This window comes from Burkholderia sp. BCC0322, from assembly GCF_902833045.1.
Taxonomy (GTDB): Bacteria; Pseudomonadota; Gammaproteobacteria; order Burkholderiales; family Burkholderiaceae; genus Burkholderia.
Genome location: NZ_CADFDU010000012.1, coordinates 196708 through 212363, shown reverse-complemented (window position 1 = coordinate 212363; position 15656 = coordinate 196708). Strand labels below are relative to the sequence as shown.

At 68.9% G+C, this 15656-nt stretch carries 15 protein-coding genes; 4 read left to right on the top strand and 11 right to left on the bottom strand.

The genetic code is table 11. The features are described 5' to 3' along the window. Positions 1-4 precede the first annotated feature (4 nt). The 8 genes from ugpC to HWX39_RS27975 all read right to left on the bottom strand — a co-directional run bounded on the left by ugpC (position 5) and on the right by HWX39_RS27975 (position 8320). Positions 5-1114: a sn-glycerol-3-phosphate ABC transporter ATP-binding protein UgpC gene (gene ugpC, locus HWX39_RS28010; protein ID WP_175970961.1), complete on the bottom strand. Its 1110-nt coding sequence runs from the start codon at positions 1112-1114 to the stop codon at positions 5-7. 62 nt (positions 1115-1176) lie between these two features. Continuing rightward, the gene (locus tag HWX39_RS28005) at positions 1177-1860 is read right to left on the bottom strand and encodes an HAD-IA family hydrolase (RefSeq protein ID WP_175970960.1); all 684 of its coding nucleotides are present in this window, start codon (positions 1858-1860) and stop codon (positions 1177-1179) included. Further along, positions 1857-2708, bottom strand: coding sequence for a carbohydrate ABC transporter permease (locus tag HWX39_RS28000; RefSeq protein WP_175970959.1), 852 nt, complete (start codon positions 2706-2708; stop codon positions 1857-1859). The genes HWX39_RS28005 and HWX39_RS28000 overlap by 4 nt, the downstream gene beginning before the upstream one ends. After that, positions 2705-3658, bottom strand: coding sequence for a sugar ABC transporter permease (locus HWX39_RS27995; protein ID WP_046544533.1), 954 nt, complete (start codon positions 3656-3658; stop codon positions 2705-2707). The genes HWX39_RS28000 and HWX39_RS27995 overlap by 4 nt, the downstream gene beginning before the upstream one ends. Positions 3659-3757: 99 nt before the next feature. Beyond that, positions 3758-5083 (bottom strand): sugar ABC transporter substrate-binding protein, encoded by a 1326-nt coding sequence (locus tag HWX39_RS27990; protein WP_175970958.1) that lies wholly within the window; start codon positions 5081-5083, stop codon positions 3758-3760. A 58-nt stretch (positions 5084-5141) separates the two neighbouring features. Further along, positions 5142-6503 (bottom strand): D-tagatose-bisphosphate aldolase, class II, non-catalytic subunit, encoded by a 1362-nt coding sequence (locus HWX39_RS27985; RefSeq protein ID WP_175970957.1) that lies wholly within the window; start codon positions 6501-6503, stop codon positions 5142-5144. Next, complete coding sequence (locus tag HWX39_RS27980) at positions 6491-7447, bottom strand: sugar kinase (protein WP_175970956.1); 957 nt, start codon at positions 7445-7447, stop codon at positions 6491-6493. Before HWX39_RS27980 ends, HWX39_RS27985 begins: the two co-directional genes overlap by 13 nt. Before the next feature lie 96 nt (positions 7448-7543). Continuing rightward, complete coding sequence (locus HWX39_RS27975) at positions 7544-8320, bottom strand: L-iditol 2-dehydrogenase (RefSeq protein ID WP_175970955.1); 777 nt, start codon at positions 8318-8320, stop codon at positions 7544-7546. 329 nt (positions 8321-8649) lie between these two features. Between HWX39_RS27975 and HWX39_RS27970 the strand changes: the two genes are divergently transcribed. Genes HWX39_RS27970 through HWX39_RS27955 form a run of 4 tightly spaced genes read left to right on the top strand, consistent with a single transcriptional unit; the run spans position 8650 to position 11752 of the window. Beyond that, positions 8650-9111, top strand: a complete 462-nt coding sequence (locus HWX39_RS27970) for a Fur family transcriptional regulator (RefSeq protein WP_175970954.1) — start codon at positions 8650-8652, stop codon at positions 9109-9111. 46 nt (positions 9112-9157) lie between these two features. Continuing rightward, a complete protein-coding gene (locus tag HWX39_RS27965; protein WP_175970953.1) occupies positions 9158-10072 on the top strand; it encodes a metal ABC transporter solute-binding protein in 915 nt (304 codons plus the stop codon). A 14-nt stretch (positions 10073-10086) separates the two neighbouring features. Then, complete coding sequence (locus tag HWX39_RS27960) at positions 10087-10977, top strand: ABC transporter ATP-binding protein (protein WP_175970952.1); 891 nt, start codon at positions 10087-10089, stop codon at positions 10975-10977. Continuing rightward, positions 10970-11752, top strand: a complete 783-nt coding sequence (locus tag HWX39_RS27955) for a metal ABC transporter permease (RefSeq protein WP_069248733.1) — start codon at positions 10970-10972, stop codon at positions 11750-11752. The genes HWX39_RS27960 and HWX39_RS27955 overlap by 8 nt, the downstream gene beginning before the upstream one ends. A gap of 126 nt (positions 11753-11878) precedes the next feature. Here the strand turns inward: HWX39_RS27955 and fghA are convergent, their stop codons facing one another. From fghA to HWX39_RS27940, 3 genes are all read right to left on the bottom strand, one after another. After that, positions 11879-12727, bottom strand: coding sequence for an S-formylglutathione hydrolase (gene fghA / locus HWX39_RS27950; protein WP_175970951.1), 849 nt, complete (start codon positions 12725-12727; stop codon positions 11879-11881). A gap of 16 nt (positions 12728-12743) precedes the next feature. After that, positions 12744-13850, bottom strand: coding sequence for an S-(hydroxymethyl)glutathione dehydrogenase/class III alcohol dehydrogenase (locus HWX39_RS27945; protein WP_011353045.1), 1107 nt, complete (start codon positions 13848-13850; stop codon positions 12744-12746). Between the two features lie 275 nt (positions 13851-14125). Next, the gene (locus tag HWX39_RS27940) at positions 14126-15562 is read right to left on the bottom strand and encodes an FGGY family carbohydrate kinase (protein ID WP_175970950.1); all 1437 of its coding nucleotides are present in this window, start codon (positions 15560-15562) and stop codon (positions 14126-14128) included. Between the last annotated feature and the right edge of the window lie 94 nt (positions 15563-15656).

The window sequence follows — 15656 nt, the reverse complement described above, 5'->3', positions numbered from 1 at the left end:
ACCGTCACGCCGCCTTCGCGTGCACGCTCAGCCGGCGCAACGCCTGCCCGTGCTCGTCGAACAGGTGGCAGTGCTCGGCTTCCGCGTGCACGTGCAGCGCCTCGCCGGTGCGGTACGTGTCGAGCGGCGGAATCCGCGCGATCAGCCCGTCCGGCGCGACCGCCGACTCCGCATACAGGTACGCGGCATCGCCGAGCGACTCCACGGCCATCGTCTTCGCAGCGACACCGGCAGCCGCCGCTTCGACTTTCAGGTGCTCGGGCCGCACGCCGACCGTGACCGCCGCCCCGCGCTGCAACCCGGCCGCCTCGACCGCGACACGCTGCGTCTCGCCGCTGTCGAAGCGCACGAGCACGCCGCCCGCATCGACCGATTCGACAGTGCCCTTCAGGAAGTTCATCTTCGGCGAACCGATGAAGCCTGCGACGAACAGGTTCGCCGGCGCGTGATACAGCGCGTTCGGCGTGCCGACCTGCTGCACCGCGCCGCCCGACAGCACGACGATCTTGTCCGCGAGCGTCATCGCCTCGACCTGGTCGTGCGTCACGTAGATCATCGTCGTCTTCAGCTCGTCGTGCAGCCGCGCGAACTCCAGCCGCATCTTCACGCGCAGCGCCGCGTCGAGGTTCGACAGCGGCTCGTCGAACAGGAACACCTTCGGCTTGCGCGTGATCGCGCGGCCGATCGCGACGCGCTGCCGCTGGCCGCCCGACAACTGCTTCGGCTTGCGGTCGAGCAGATGGTCGATGTGCAGGATCTTCGCGGCCTGCTTCACGGCCTGGTCGATCTCCGGCTTCTTCGCGCCCGCGAGCTTCAGGCCGAACGCCATGTTGTCGTACAGCGTCATGTGCGGGTACAGCGCATACGACTGGAACACCATTGCAATGCCGCGCTTCGCGCTCGGCACGTCGTTGACCTTCGCGCCGTCGATCAGCAGGTCGCCGCTCGAAATATCCTCGAGACCGGCGATCATCCGCATCAGCGTGGATTTGCCGCAGCCGCTCGGGCCGACGAACACGACGAATTCGCCGTCGGCGATGTCGAGGTTCACGTTGCGCAGCACTTCGGTGTCGTCGTAGCGCTTCGCGATGTTGCGCAGGAGCACGCTTGCCATGATCTGTCTCCGTTCGTTCGTGATGCGCCGCGCCGAACGCGGCGCGCAGTCGTTCGTGGTTGCTAGTTCGGCAGCACCGTGCCGCTCGCCTGCCAGCGCGCGACGTAACCGGGCAGCTCGTGCATGTCGTCGAATACGTGACGCGCGCCGATCCCGCGCAGCGCGTCGATCTGCGCGGCCGACGCATGCCCGCCGCCGACGAAGCCGAGCACGGTCATGCCGGCCGCGGCGGCCGCGGTGATGCCGGTCACGCTGTCCTCGACCACGAGGCACTGGGCGGGCGCGACGCCGAGCGTGCGCGCCGCCGCGAGATACACGTCGGGCGCCGGCTTCGGCCGCGCGACGGCATCCGCGCAGAACAGCCGGTCGCCGAAAAAGCGCGCGAGGCCCGTGCGTGTCAGTGCCGCCTCGACGTACGCGCGGTAGCTGTTGCTCGCGCAGGCCGTCGTCAGTTGAATCGCACCCAGCGCCGCATCGATGCCGTCGACCATCGGCGCGTTGACGGCCGCCGCCTCGACCGCGGCGCGGATTTCGACCACGTCGTCGTTCGACAGCCTGCGCCCGACGGCCTCGCTCGCGCCGGCCAGCACGCGCTCGATGCGCAGCCCGAGCAACGGCATCACGGCCGGCCGTGCATCGACGCCCGGCCAGCGCGCATCGAGTTCGCGCACGAGCACGTCGGCGGCCACCGCCTCGCTGTCGATCAGTACGCCGTCGCAATCGCAGATCAGTACGTTCGTCGTCATTTGACCGCTCCGAACGTGAGCCCGCGCACGAGCTGCTTCTGCGACAGCCAGCCGACGATCAGGATCGGCGCGACCGCCAGCAGCGAAGCCGCGGACAGCTTCGCCCAGAACAATCCTTCGGGGCTCGAGTACGACGCGATGAACACGGTCAGCGGCGCCGCGTTCGAGCTCGACAGGTTGATGCTCCAGAACGCCTCGTTCCACGACAGGATCACGAGCAGCAGCGCGGTGGACGCGAGCCCCGGCAGCGCCATCGGCATCAGCAGGTAGACGATCTCCTGCCACGTCGATGCGCCGTCGATGCGCCCGGCTTCGAGGATGTCCTTCGGGATCTCGTTGAAGTACGTGAAGGTCATCCACACCGCGATCGGCAGGTTGATCAGCGTGTAGACGATCACGAGGCCCGACACCGTATCGAGCAGCCCCGCGTTCTTCCACAGCAGGTAGATCGGCACGAGCACGCCGACCGACGGCATCATCTTCGTCGACAGCATCCACAGCAGCACCTTCTGCGTGCGGTGATTCGGGAAGAACGCCATCGCGTACGCGGCCGGCACCGCGAACAGCAGCGAGATCACCGTGACGCCCGCCGAGATCAGCACCGAATTCCACGCGAACGCGAAGTAGTTGCTGCGCGCAAACACCTCGCGAAAGCTGTCGAGCGTCGGCATGAAGAACAGCGTCGACGCATACGCCTGCTGCTCGGTCTTGAACGCGGTAATCGCCATCCAGAAGATCGGAAAGAACAGCAGCAGCGCGATCAGCCACGCGAGCGCGCCCGGCAGCGCGCGCCGCACGAGGTCGAACACGGCCGGTACGCGCCGGCCCTCGGAGGTCAGGTCGCTCATTTCTCGTACTCTCCCTTCAGGTTGCGCGCGAGCATCCGCACGAGGAAGAACGACACGACGTTCGCGACCACCACGGCGATGATGCCGCCGGCGGACGCGAGGCCGACGTCGAACTGCTGCAGGCCGAGCGCGTAGATCAGGTACGACAGGTTGGTCGTCGCGTTGCCCGGGCCGCCGCCGGTCGTCGTGTAGATCTCCGCGAAGATCGACAGCAGGAAGATCGTCTCCATCATCACGACCACGGCGATCGCGCGCTTCAGGTGCGGCAGCGTGATGTAGAAGAACATCGCGATCGGGCCCGCGCCGTCGATGCGCGCGGCTTCCTTCTGCTCCTGGTCGAGCGACTGGATCGCGGTGAACAGGATCAGGAACGCGAACGGCAGCCATTGCCACGCGACGATGATGATCACCGCGGTGAGCGGGTAATCCGCGAACCAGTCGATCGGCGTCATCCCGAGCGCGCGCATCGCGTTCGCGACGAGCCCGTACACCGGGTGCAGGATCATGTTCTTCCAGATCAGCGCGGATACCGTCGGCATCACGAAGAACGGCGCGATCGCGAGCAGGCGTGCCACGCCCTGTCCGTAGAACTTGCGGTCGAACAGCACGGACATCAGCACGCCGCCGATCACCGTGATCGCGAGCACCGCGCCGATCAGCACGAGCGTGTGCCAGATCGCGGGCAGGAACGACGGATCGGTCGCGAGGAAACGGTAGTTGTCGAGCCCGGCGAAACCCTTCACGTCCGGATTCAGCAGGTTGTAGCGCGAGAACGAATACCAGATCGTCATCGCGAGCGGAATCGACATCCACAGCAGCAGCACCGCGACGGACGGCGAGACGAGCCAGCTCGCGCCGCCGCGCGCGCGGCGCGGCGCGCCGGGCGGCGACGACGCGTCGCCGACCGACGGCGCGTGGGCATGGCTCAGGGGAAGACGCAGGTGACGCATGATCGGAGTCCCTCCGGTTGATGCGCGGGCGCGAAGGCCAGCCCGCCTTTCAGCTTCGACGACGCGCACCGTGCGCCACCGCGCACGGTGCGGGCCGCGTTACTTCTTGTAGCCGGCCTGCCGCACCGCGCGGTCGGCGGCGGCCTGCCCGGCGGCGAGCGCCTGGTCGACCGTCATCTGGCCCGCCACCGCACCCGCGATCGACTGGCCGACCACCGTGCCGAACGACTGGAATTCAGGAATCCCGACGTACTGCACGCCCGTGTACGGCACCTTCTTCAGCGACGGATCGTTCGGGTCGGCCGTCTCGATCGCCTTCAGCACGAAGTCCGAGAACGGCGCGGCGGCCTTGTACTCGGGGCGCTGATACGTCGACGTACGCGTGCCCGGCGGCACCGACGCCCAGCCTTCGTCCTTGCCGACCATCTCGATGTACTGCTTCGACGTCGCCCACGCGATGAACTTGCGCGCGGCGTCCTGCTGCTTCGACGTCTTCGGCACGGCCAGCGCCCACGCCCACAACCAGTGCGACCCCTTCGGCGTGGCGGCAATCGGCGCAGCCGCGAAGCCGATCCTGTCGGCGACCTGCGACTGCTGTTTGTTATAGAGCATGCCGGCCGCGACCGTCGCATCGATCCACATCGCGCACTTGCCCGATGCGGTCAGGGTCAGGTTCTCGTTGAAGCCGTTCGAACTCGCTCCCGGCGGGCCGTCCTTCTTCAGCAGGTTCACGTAGAACGTGATCGCCTTCTTCCATTCAGGCGACGTGAGCTGCGCGTTCCAGTTCTCGTCGAACCAGCGCCCGCCGAACGTGTTCACGACCGTCGACACGTACGCCATGTTCTCGCCCCACCCGGCCTTGCCGCGCAGGCAGATCCCGTAGGTACCCTTCGCCTTGTCGGTGAGCTTGTCCGCGAACTCGGCGATCTGGTCGTAGGTCGGCTGGTCCGGCATCTTCAGGCCCTTCGCCGCGAACAGGTCCTTGCGGTAGAACGTCATCGAGCTTTCGACATAGAACGGCAGCGCGTACAGCTGGCCGTTGTACGACAGGCTGTCGCGCGCGGTCTTCACGATGTCGTTCAGGTCGTAGTCGGCGGGCAGGCCCGTCATCGGCGCGAGCCAGCCGCGCTTCCCCCACTGCGGCGTCTCGTAGGTCCCGATCGCCATCACGTCGAACTGGCCGCTGCCGGTCGTGATGTCGGTCGTCGCGCGCTGGCGCAGCACGTTTTCCTCGAGGATCACCCAGTTCAGCTTGATGTCCGGGTTCGCCTTCTCGAACGCCGGCGACAGCTTCTTCAGCTCGATCATGTCGGGATTGTTCAGCGTCGCGATCGTCAGCGTGCCGGCGGACGCGGCGCAGGCCGCCGTCGCGAGCGCGGCTCCGGCGAAGCAGCGTGCGGCGGCGTCGAGCATCTTTCGTTGCATGGCATGTCTCCTGTGTTTTTTCGAAGTGTCGTCGGTACTGCGTTTCGCTCGCGGCCCGTCATGCCGGCCGCTGCATTCCGCACGCGCGCGCATAGTGCGCGATCACGTCGCGTATCCGGTGGCGCACCCATGCGCGCGGCTCTTTCGCGAGGCCGCCCGCGCGGCATGCCGCGTACACGTCCGGCAACCACTGCGCGACGAGCGTTTCCGGCACCGGCTGGCGCGCCAGGTTGTCGAACAGTTGCTCGACCGCGGCCGCGACGGCCGGCTGCAGCCAGTAGTAGCGGATCCGGTCGCTATAGCTGAACTGGCGCGCGAGCCGCTGCTCGGCTTCGTCGCCACGGTAGTACGGCGCCCAGTGCTCGGGCTGCGCGCGCATCGCGGCGTCGACGACGTCGCGCAACCGCGAGCGCTGCGCGAGCTCGCCGATCAGCGCGTCCTCGATGAAGGTCAGCGCGAACAGCGCCTCGCGCAGCGCGAACGTCAGCGCGGGGCCGACCTTCAGCACCGCGAAGTGGTCGCGCACGAGCGCGGCGAGTGCGCCCTCGGTCTGGTAGTCGGTCGAATGCGCCTCGAACACGAGGCGCGGTGTCTGCAGGATACTCGCGCCGAGCGAGGCGGCCTTCGTGCTGTCGTAGTCGAGCACGTGGCGATCGTCGAAGTCGACGCCCGGTTGCGCGACGATCGCGACGACACGCGTCCATGCGTGGTCGAGACCGGCAGCCGCGAACGCGTGGCGGTGCGCGTCGAGCGTCGCCGCGATGCTGTCGCTGCGCGTGACCGCGATCCGCGCGATCGCCGTGTCGCCCGCCTCGCCCGTATTGCCGCTGACTTCGCCGCCCGGCGTCGGCACCTCGGTGCCGATCACATAGACGGGCGCGATGCCGGCGCGGGCCGCCGCGTCCTCCGCCACGCGGCACAGTTCGGTCGCGCGTGCGGCGATCGTGCGATCGTCGAGCCGCACCGGATCGTCCGCGCACGCCATGCTCGCATCGAGGTGGATCTTTTCGAAACCGGCTTCGACGTACGCGGCGACCATCGCGCACGCTTCGCGCATCGCGTCGGCCGCGCGGCGATGCCGCCACGGGTTCGGGCCGAGATGGTCGCCGCCGAGCACGAGCGCCGACGGGGCAAGCCCGCAACGCTGCGCGATCGCGTCGACGTCACGGCGGAAATCGGCAGGCGTCATGCCCGTGTAACCGCCGAGATGGTTGACCTGGTTGCAGGTCGCTTCGATCAGCAGCGGCGAGCCGTCCGCGCGCGCCGCTTCGCACGCGGCCTCCAGCACGAGCCGGTGCGCGCTGCAGATCGCGTAAATGCCGCGCTGCGCGTCCGCCCGGTTCGCGTCGAAGATCATCCGCAGCACGGCGTCCGCGTGCGCGGTGCGCGAACGCTCGACGAAGGTCGTCACGCCGGACATGCAATACCTCGTTCGGTCAGGAAACGGTCGATTTCGACTGCACTGCTGTTGCCCTCCATCGGGCCGCGCCGCGTGACCGCGATCGCACCGGCCGCGTTCGCGCGGCGCAGCGCGATCTCGATCGGCACGCCCGCGACGAGGCTCGCGACCAGCGTGCCGCCGAAGCAGTCGCCGGCGCCGGTCGGATCGACTTCGTCGACCTGGAACGCGGGCGCTTCCACGCGGTTCGCCCGGTCGAACGCGACGCTGCCCTGCGCGCCGCGTTTCAGCACGACACGCTCGAGCAGCGGATGCGTCGCGAGCAGGCCCGCGATCGCGCGCTCGGCAGGCTGAGGCCCGCAGAAGAACGGCAGGTCGGCTTCGCTCGGCAGGAACAGGTGGCACGCGGCGAGCATCGCGTCGAGCGCCGCGCGCATCGGCCGAAAAGCCAGCATTTCGGGCCGCACGTTCGGATCGAACGACACCTTCGCGCCGGCGCGCGCCGCCTCGATCACGCCGCGCTGCACCGCCGCGATCGCCGATTCGCTCGTCAGCGACGAGCCCATCACGTGGAAGTAGCGGCAGCCGTCGAACATCGCGGTATCGACGTCGGATGCATCGACGCACGCGGCCGCGCTGGTGGAAAGACTAAAGACGAAGCTGCGCGAGCCGTCGTCGCGATACGCGACGAACGCGGTGCCGGTCGGGCGCGCGACGCGGCGGATGCGCGCGACGTCGACCCCGTCGCGTTCGAGCCGCGCGACGATCGCATCACCAAACGCGTCGCGGCCGACGCAGCCCGCGTACGCGACGCGCGCACCGAGCCGCGCGGCCTGGTCGGCGAAGATCGCCGGCGCGCCGCTCGGGAACGGCCCCTCGAACAGGCCCGGCGCATCGAAACCCTGGCCGCGCTCGGCGGCGACGAATTCGGCGAGCAGTTCGCCGGCGACGACGATCTCGGCCATCAGGCGTGCCCTCCTCGTTCGACGGCGGCCTCGACGTGCGGCCATGCCGCTGCGTCGCAGGCCGGCAGGCAAGTGGCGCGTGCGAGCGGCGCCATGTCAGCTCATCCAGTTGCCGCCGTCGACGTTCAGCGTCTGGGCGGTGATGTAATCGGCGTCGGACGACGCGAGGAACAATGCGGCGCCGGTCAGGTCGCCCGGCACGCCCATGCGGCCGAGCGGCACGGCTTCGCCGACCAGCCGCTTCTTCTCGCCGAGCGGCCGGTTCTCGTAGCGCGCGAACAGCGCATCGACCTGTTCCCACATCGGCGTGTCGACGACGCCCGGCGCGATGCCGTTCACGTTGATCCGGTGCGGCGCGAGCGCGAGCGCGGCCGACTGCGTATAGCTGATCACCGCGGCCTTGGTCGCGCAGTAGTGCGAAACGAGCGCCTCGCCGCGACGCCCGGCCTGCGACGACATGTTGACGATCTTGCCGCCGCGCCCCTGCTCGACCATCCGCTGTGCGACGGCCTGCATCAGGAAGAACAGCCCTTTCACGTTGACCGCGAACAGCCGGTCGAACACGTCCCACGATTCGTCGAGGATCGGGCGCATGTCGAACAGCGCCGCGTTGTTGAACAGGATGTCGACGCCGCCGAAGCGTTCGACCGTCGTGGTGACGATCCGCTCGATGTCGTCGCGGCGCGTGACGTCCGCGGTGACGGCCACCGCGCGGCCGGGGTTCGCATCGATGAGCCGCGCGAGCGAGCCGCCTGCCGGCTTCACGTCGACGAGCACGCAGCGCGCGCCCTCGTCCAGATAGCGTTGCGCGACCGCCTCGCCGATGCCGCTTGCGGCGCCCGTCAGGATCGCGACCTTGTCTTCCAGTCTCACTGGCTGTCTCCGGTTCGTTCTGCTTTACGACGGCCGCGAGGTGAGCGAACGCTCGCCAACCGATCAATTGCTCTAGTAGTGATCGAATGATCGGATACGCGATTCGCGCTGTCAAGGCGGCGTGACGGCTTTCTATGATGCGCTGCGGCACAACCGCGCAGCGTGGCGGCCCGCCGCGCACGCCCGGCAAGGCGCGGCGCGCGCGGTGCGGCGCGGTCGGAATCGCGATGAAGGGGACGGAACGAGGACGGAAAGGGGAATTCGCGCTGCACGGCGCGGCGATACGTTATATCATCGCCGTACTGTGTTTCATCGCCCTGCCTCACGCCATGGCTACCTCATCGTCCATTGACGCCCGGCTGTCCCGGGCCGACGCATTCGCCGCCGAGCACGGGCTCGCGTGGACGCCGCTGCGCCGCCAGGTCTACGAACACGTGCTGGCCGCGCAACGCCCGATCGGCGCGTACGACCTGCTCGCCGAACTCGAGCCGCAGCGCGGCCGCGTGCCGCCCACGACCGTCTATCGCGCACTGGATTTCCTCGTCGAGCACGGCTTCATCCACCGGATCGAATCGAAGAACGCATTCTTCGCGTGCTGCGAGATCGGCGTGCCGCACGAAGGGCAGTTCCTGATCTGCGATTCGTGCGGCGACACCGTCGAGATTCCCGGCGGCGACCTCGCCAAGCAGTTGTCCGCGAGCGAGCCCGCGCACGGCTTCGAAGTCCACCACCAGGTCGTCGAGCTGAGCGGCCTGTGCGGGCACTGCAAGCACAAGCCCGTGCAACGCTGACGCGTATCGTGCGGCGCACGCGCCGCCCCTTCCAACGAGGAGTTCCATGTCCATTGCCCTGAAGCGCGCGCCGCGGCGTGCCCTGTCGCCTGTCCGCTGGCTCGCCAGCACCGTTGCCGTCCTGTCGCTCGCGGCGCCCGCCTTCGCGCAGGCCGCGACCGTCAACGTCGTGGCCGCCGAGAATTTCTACGGCGATGTCGCGACGCAGATCGGCGGCAGCCATGTCGCGGTGACGAGCATCCTCAGCAATCCGGACCAGGATCCGCACCTGTTCGAAGCGAGCCCGAAGACGGCCCGCGCGCTCCAGCACGCGCAGGTCGTGATCTACAACGGCGCCAACTACGATCCGTGGATGAGCAAGCTGCTCGGCGCGTCGAAGCAGGCGAAGCGCGCGACGATCGTCGTCGCCGATCTGGTCGGCAAGAAGGCCGGCGACAACCCGCACCTGTGGTACGACCCGGCGACGATGCCGGCCACCGCGCGCGCGATCGCGGCCGAGCTTGGCCGCGCCGACCCGGCGAACAAGGCCGACTACGACGCGAACCTGCGGAAGTTCGTCGCGTCGCTGAAGCCCGTCGACGACAAGGTTGCCGCGCTGCGCGCGCAGTACAAGGGCGTGCCGGTCACGGCCACCGAGCCCGTGTTCGGCTACATGTCCGACGCGATCGGCCTCGACATGCGCAACCAGCGCTTCCAGCTCGCGACGATGAACGACACCGAGGCGAGCGCGCAGGACGTCGCCGCGTTCGAGAGCGACCTGCGCAAGAAGCAGGTGCGCGTGCTGATCTACAACAGCCAGGCTGAAGAACCGATGACCAAGCGCATGCTGAAGATCGCGCGCGACGGCGGCGTGCCGACCGTCAGCGTCACCGAGACGCAGCCGGCCGGCAAGACCTTCCAGCAATGGATGGCCAGCCAGCTCGACGCGCTCTCGGCCGCGCTGGCCGCCGGCAAGGAATAAGCAACCGCAACGAAATGACCGTCACTCCTCACGCACTCGCCGTCGATCGCGTCACGCTCGAACTGGGCGGACGCACGATCCTGCGCGACGTCAGCTTCTCGATCGAACCCGGCGAATTCGTCGGCGTGCTCGGGCCGAACGGTGCGGGCAAGACGACGCTGATGCGCGCGGTCCTCGGCCTCGTGCCCGTGTCGGCCGGCACGCTGTCCGTCGGCGGTGTGCCGGTCGTGCGCGGCAACGCGTCGATCGGCTACATGCCGCAGATCCGGAGCGGCCTCGCGAACCGCAGGATGCGCGGCTACGACTTCGTCGCGATGGCCGCCGACGGCCACCGCTGGGGGCTGCCGCACGCGAATGCGGCGACGCGCCGCGACGTCGACCGCGTGCTCGATCTCGTCGGCGGTGCGGCGCTCGCGCGCCGGCCGCTGTCGGAACTGTCCGGCGGCGAGCGGCAGCGCCTGCTGCTCGCGCAATGCCTGCTCGGCAGCCCGAAGCTGCTGCTGCTCGACGAGCCGCTGATCAGCCTCGACCCGAACCACCAGCGCGGCGTCGTCGAGCTCGTGCGCAACGTGCAGCGCGAGCTCGGCATCACCGTGCTGTTCTCCGCGCACGAACTGAATCCGCTGTTGAACGCGCTCGACCGCGTGCTGTATCTCGGCAACGGCGTTGCCGCGCTCGGCACCGTCGACGAGGTGATCACGAAGCCCGTGCTGTCGCGGCTCTACGGGTCGCCGATCGACGTGATGCGCGTGAACGGCAAGATCTTCGTGATGTCGGGCGACGTCGAGATCGAGAAGCACGATCACGAACACGAGGACGACGACGGCCACTCGCACCGCGGTGGCGGCGGCCACGGCCATCACCACCACGGACACGCTCATCCCGGGCATGCTCACGATGTTTGAATACGACTTCATGATCAACGCCTTCGCGGCGTCGGGGATCGTCGCGGTGCTCGCAGGCATCGTCGGCTACTTCCTGGTGCTGCGCGGGCAGACCTTCGCCGGCCATGCGCTGTCGCACGTCGGCTTCACCGGCGCGACGGGCGCGGTGCTGCTCGGCATCTCGCCGATCTGGGGGATGGTCGGTTTCACGCTCGCCGCCGGGATCGGGATGGGCGCGCTCGGCGAGAAGCTCGCGGGCCGCGACGTCGCGATCGGCGTGATCCTGTCGGGCGCGCTCGGCTTCGGCCTGCTGTTCCTGCATTTCTATACGTCGTTCGCGACGCAGGTCACCGCGCTCTTGTTCGGCAACGTGCTCGCGGTGAGCCACGATACGCTCGCGGTACTCGCCGGCATCGGCGCCGTGAGCCTGCTCGCGCTCGCGCTGATCGCACGGCCGCTGCTGTTCGCGTCGCTGCAGCCCGAACTGGCCGAAGCCAAGGGCGTGTCGCTGCGCACGGTGTCGGTGCTGTTCCTCGCGGTGTGTGCGCTTGCGGTGGCCGCCGCGACGCAGATCGTCGGCGTGCTGCTGGTGTTCACGCTGCTGGTCGGGCCGGCTGCCGCCGCGCAGAACGTGACGACGCGGCTGTCGACCGGCGTGCTGCTCGCCGCGCTGTTCGCGTTGTTCGAAGCGTGGCTCGGCATCGTGCTCGCGTATCACACCGACTGGCCGACGAGCTTCTGGATTACCGCGCTGTCGGCGCTCGTGTACGGCGCAAGCCTGTTGCGGCGTCACTGATCGCCGCCTGGCGGATCATCGGCCGACGAAATCAAAAACGCCGGCGTGCCCGAGGGCAGCGCCGGCGTTTTTCATGCGTCCGCGATCGTGCGGCGCGCCGTGTGCGTCACCGGCTTCCCTTCCCGTTCATCGTGCTAGCACGCGCGCGTGATGCGCGATGTGATCGGCGATGAACGTCGAGATGAAGTAGTACCCGTGGTCGTAGCCCGGATGGCGGCGTAGCGTCAGCGGCTGGCCGGCCTTCGCACAGGCGGCTTCGAATACGTCGGGGTTCAGTTGGTTCGCAAGGAACGGGTCGGCGAGGCCCTGATCGACGAGGATGCCGTCCGCGAACTTCGGCGCATCGGCACGCGCGACGAGTTCGCTCGCATCGTGCGCCTTCCACGCGTCACGATCGGCGCCGAGGTAACCCGAGAACGCCTTCTCGCCCCACGGGCAGCGTGTCGGCGCGGCGATCGGCGCGAACGCCGATACCGACCGGTACAGGCCCGGATGGCGCAACGCGAGGGTCAGCGCGCCGTGCCCACCCATCGAATGCCCGAAGATCCCGAGCCGCGCGCCGTCGATCGGCAGCTCGGCCGTGACGAGCGCGCGCAGCTCGCCCGTCACGTACGACTCCATCCGGTAGTGCGTCGACCACGGCGCTTCGGTCGCATCGACATAGAAGCCCGCGCCGACGCCGAAATCCCACGCGTCGGTCTCGCCCGGCACGCCCGCGCCGCGCGGGCTGGTGTCGGGCATCACGAGCGCGATGCCGTGCTGCGCCGCGTATTGCTGCGCGCCGGCCTTGATCGCGAACGTCTCGTCGGTGCACGTGAGCCCCGCGAGATAGAACAGCGCCGGCACGCGGCCGTGCGCGGCCTGCGGCGGCAGGTACACCGAGAACTTCATCGGCAGGCCGATGGCCGCCGAATCGTGACGGTAGAAACGCTGCTCGCCGCCGTGGCATGCGTGCGAGGAAACGAGTTCGAGCATCGCGGTGCGCTCCCGGTCAGTACAGCACGACCGAGCGGATCGACTCGCCGGCCTTCATCAGGTCGAAGCCTTCGTTGATCCGCTCGAGCGGCAGCGTGTGCGTGATCAGGTCGTCGATGTTGATCTTGCCTTCCATGTACCAGTCGACGATCTTCGGCACGTCGGTGCGGCCGCGCGCGCCGCCGAACGCCGAGCCCTTCCATTCGCGGCCCGTCACGAGCTGGAACGGACGCGTGCTGATTTCCTCGCCGGCTGCCGCCACGCCGATGATGAACGACTGGCCCCAGCCCTTGTGCGTGCACTCGAGCGCCTGGCGCATCAGCTTCACGTTGCCCACGCATTCGAACGAGTAGTCGGCGCCGCCGTCGGTCAGCTGCACGATGTGGTCGACCACGTTCTCGACTTCGTTCGGGTTGATGAAGTGCGTCATTCCGAACTTCTTCGCGAGCTCGACGCGCTTCGGGTTGATGTCGACGCCGATGATCTTGTCCGCGCCGACCATCTTCGCGCCCTGGATCACGTTCAGGCCGATCCCGCCGAGGCCGAACACGACGACGTTCGCGCCGGCCTCGACCTTCGCCGAGTACACGACCGCGCCGACACCCGTGGTCACGCCGCAGCCGATGTAGCAGATCTTGTCGAACGGCGCGTCCTCGCGCACCTTCGCGACCGCGATCTCCGGCACGACGATGTAGTTCGAGAACGTCGACGTGCCCATGTAGTGGAACAGCGGCTTGCCGTCGAGCGAGAAGCGCGACGTCGCGTCGGGCATCAGCCCCTTGCCCTGCGTCGCGCGGATCTTCTGGCACAGGTTGGTCTTGCGCGACAGGCAGAACTTGCACTCGCGGCATTCGGGCGTGTAAAGCGGAATCACGTGGTCGCCCTTCCTCAAGGTGCCGACGCCGGGGCCGACGTCGACCACGACGCCCGCGCCTTCATGGCCGAGGATCGCCGGGAAGATCCCTTCCGGATCGGCGCCCGACAGCGTGTAGTAGTCGGTGTGACAGATGCCCGTCGCCTTCACCTCGATCAGCACTTCGCCGGCGCGCGGCCCTTCCAGATCGACTTCCTCGATCGTCAGCGGCGCGCCCGCCTTCCATGCAATCGCTGCTTTCGTCTTCATCGTGTGACTCCTGTCTGTGTGTGAGGTCGGCCCGGGTTGGCGCGTCAGCGCTCATGTCGACCGGCGTGGGTGCGTCAGCACCCACGCCGGTCCCATGCTCCGCACCGGGGTCCGTGCAACGCTGTCGAAACCGTGCCGCACGGCATCGCGCACGGCACGGCGAAAGAATCTCGTGCTCGCCATGATGGCCGCTCCGGCCGCGCATCGCGTGCGGGAAACGGTCGCCGGCTTGCCACGATGCGTCATGGCTGACGCAAAAGAACAAGTGTTCGAGTTTAAACGCCCGTCGTGAACCATGCATCCGTTCGCGCATACAGATCGATGAAGCGTGCGTGGCGCGCGGCCAGCGCGCGATCGTCGCGCGGCTCGGCAACCGGCGACGCGGCCGGCGCCAGCGCGTGCAGTGCGCCTTCCCGCCAGTGCCCGATCGCGACGCCCGCGAGCAGCGCGGCGCCGCGCGTCGCGGCGTTCGGGCAGTCGATCGCGTGGAGCGACGCGCCCAGCGCGTCGGCCAGCAGCTGGCGCCAGCGCGGATCGACCGAGCCGCCGCCCGCGAGACGCAGCGTCGCGACCGGATCGCCGCGATCGGCATCGCGAATCGCATCGAGCCCGGCGCGCAACGCGAACGCGACGCCTTCGAACGCGGCGCGCATCATCGCGCCGCGCGTGTCGCCGAGCCCAAGGCCGAGCCAGCCGCCGCGCGCATCGGGATTCATCCACGGCGAACGCTCACCGGTCAGGTACGGCAGGAAGCACAGACGTTCCGACGCAGCGTGGGCGAACGCATCGTCATACGCATCGGCCCACCGCGCGTAACCGAGCCAGCCGCGCACGGCTTCGAGCGCCAGCCCGACGTTCTGCATCGCGGCCATCGTGTAATAGCCGCCGCCGGCCGCCGCGCGATACCGATGCAACCCGCGTCGCGCGGGCGGCAGCGCATCCGCGAGCACGACGATCTGGCCACCGCTGCCCGTCGTCAGCAGTGCATCGCCGGCGGCGGCGAGCCCGCTGCCGAGCGCCGCGCATGCGGTGTCGGCCGCGCCCGTCGCCAGCGGCACGCCGGCAGGCAGGCCAAGCACCGCCGCAGCCTGCGCGCCGAGCGTGCCGCAGTGCGCGGTCGACGAACGGACCGGCGCAAACCGGTCGGCCGGCAGGCCCAGCGCGTCGATCAATGCGAGATCCCATGCGCCGTCGGGGGTCGCGAGCGCGGTCGCGCACGCGTCGCTCGGATCGGCCGCGACGTCGCCGCCCAGCACGATGCGCAACCAGTCCTTCGGCTGCACGGCCCAGCGGGCGGCACGCAGCGCATCCGGTTCGTGCGCGGCCAGCCAGCGCAACAGCGGGCCGGCCATGCCCGGCGCGACGGGATTCGGCGCAGTGGGCCAATCGGCCGCATCCGCTTCGCGCACCGCGCGTGTGTCGGGCCACAGCAGCGCGGGCCGCACCGGCTGCCCCGCCGCGTCGATCAGCACGACGCCGTGCATCTGCCCCGAGAACCCGATCGCCGCCACCTGCGCACGCTCGTCGGCCGGCAGCCGCGCGGCCGCGCGCACGAGCGCCTGCCACCACGTGTGCGGCGCGATCTCCGCCCAGCCGGGCTGCGGCGACGACAGCGCATAAGGTTCGCTCGCGACCGCGCGCTCGACGCCGTCGGCATCGAGCGTGACGAGTTTGACGGAGCCGGTGCCAAGGTCGATTCCGAGCAGGCGCATGACGTGGGGGCGAATTCGAATGAACGGATGTCGATGATAACGGGATCGCGATGCGCGCCCCGTTTTTTGCCGCCACCGCGGCAGGCCGAAAACG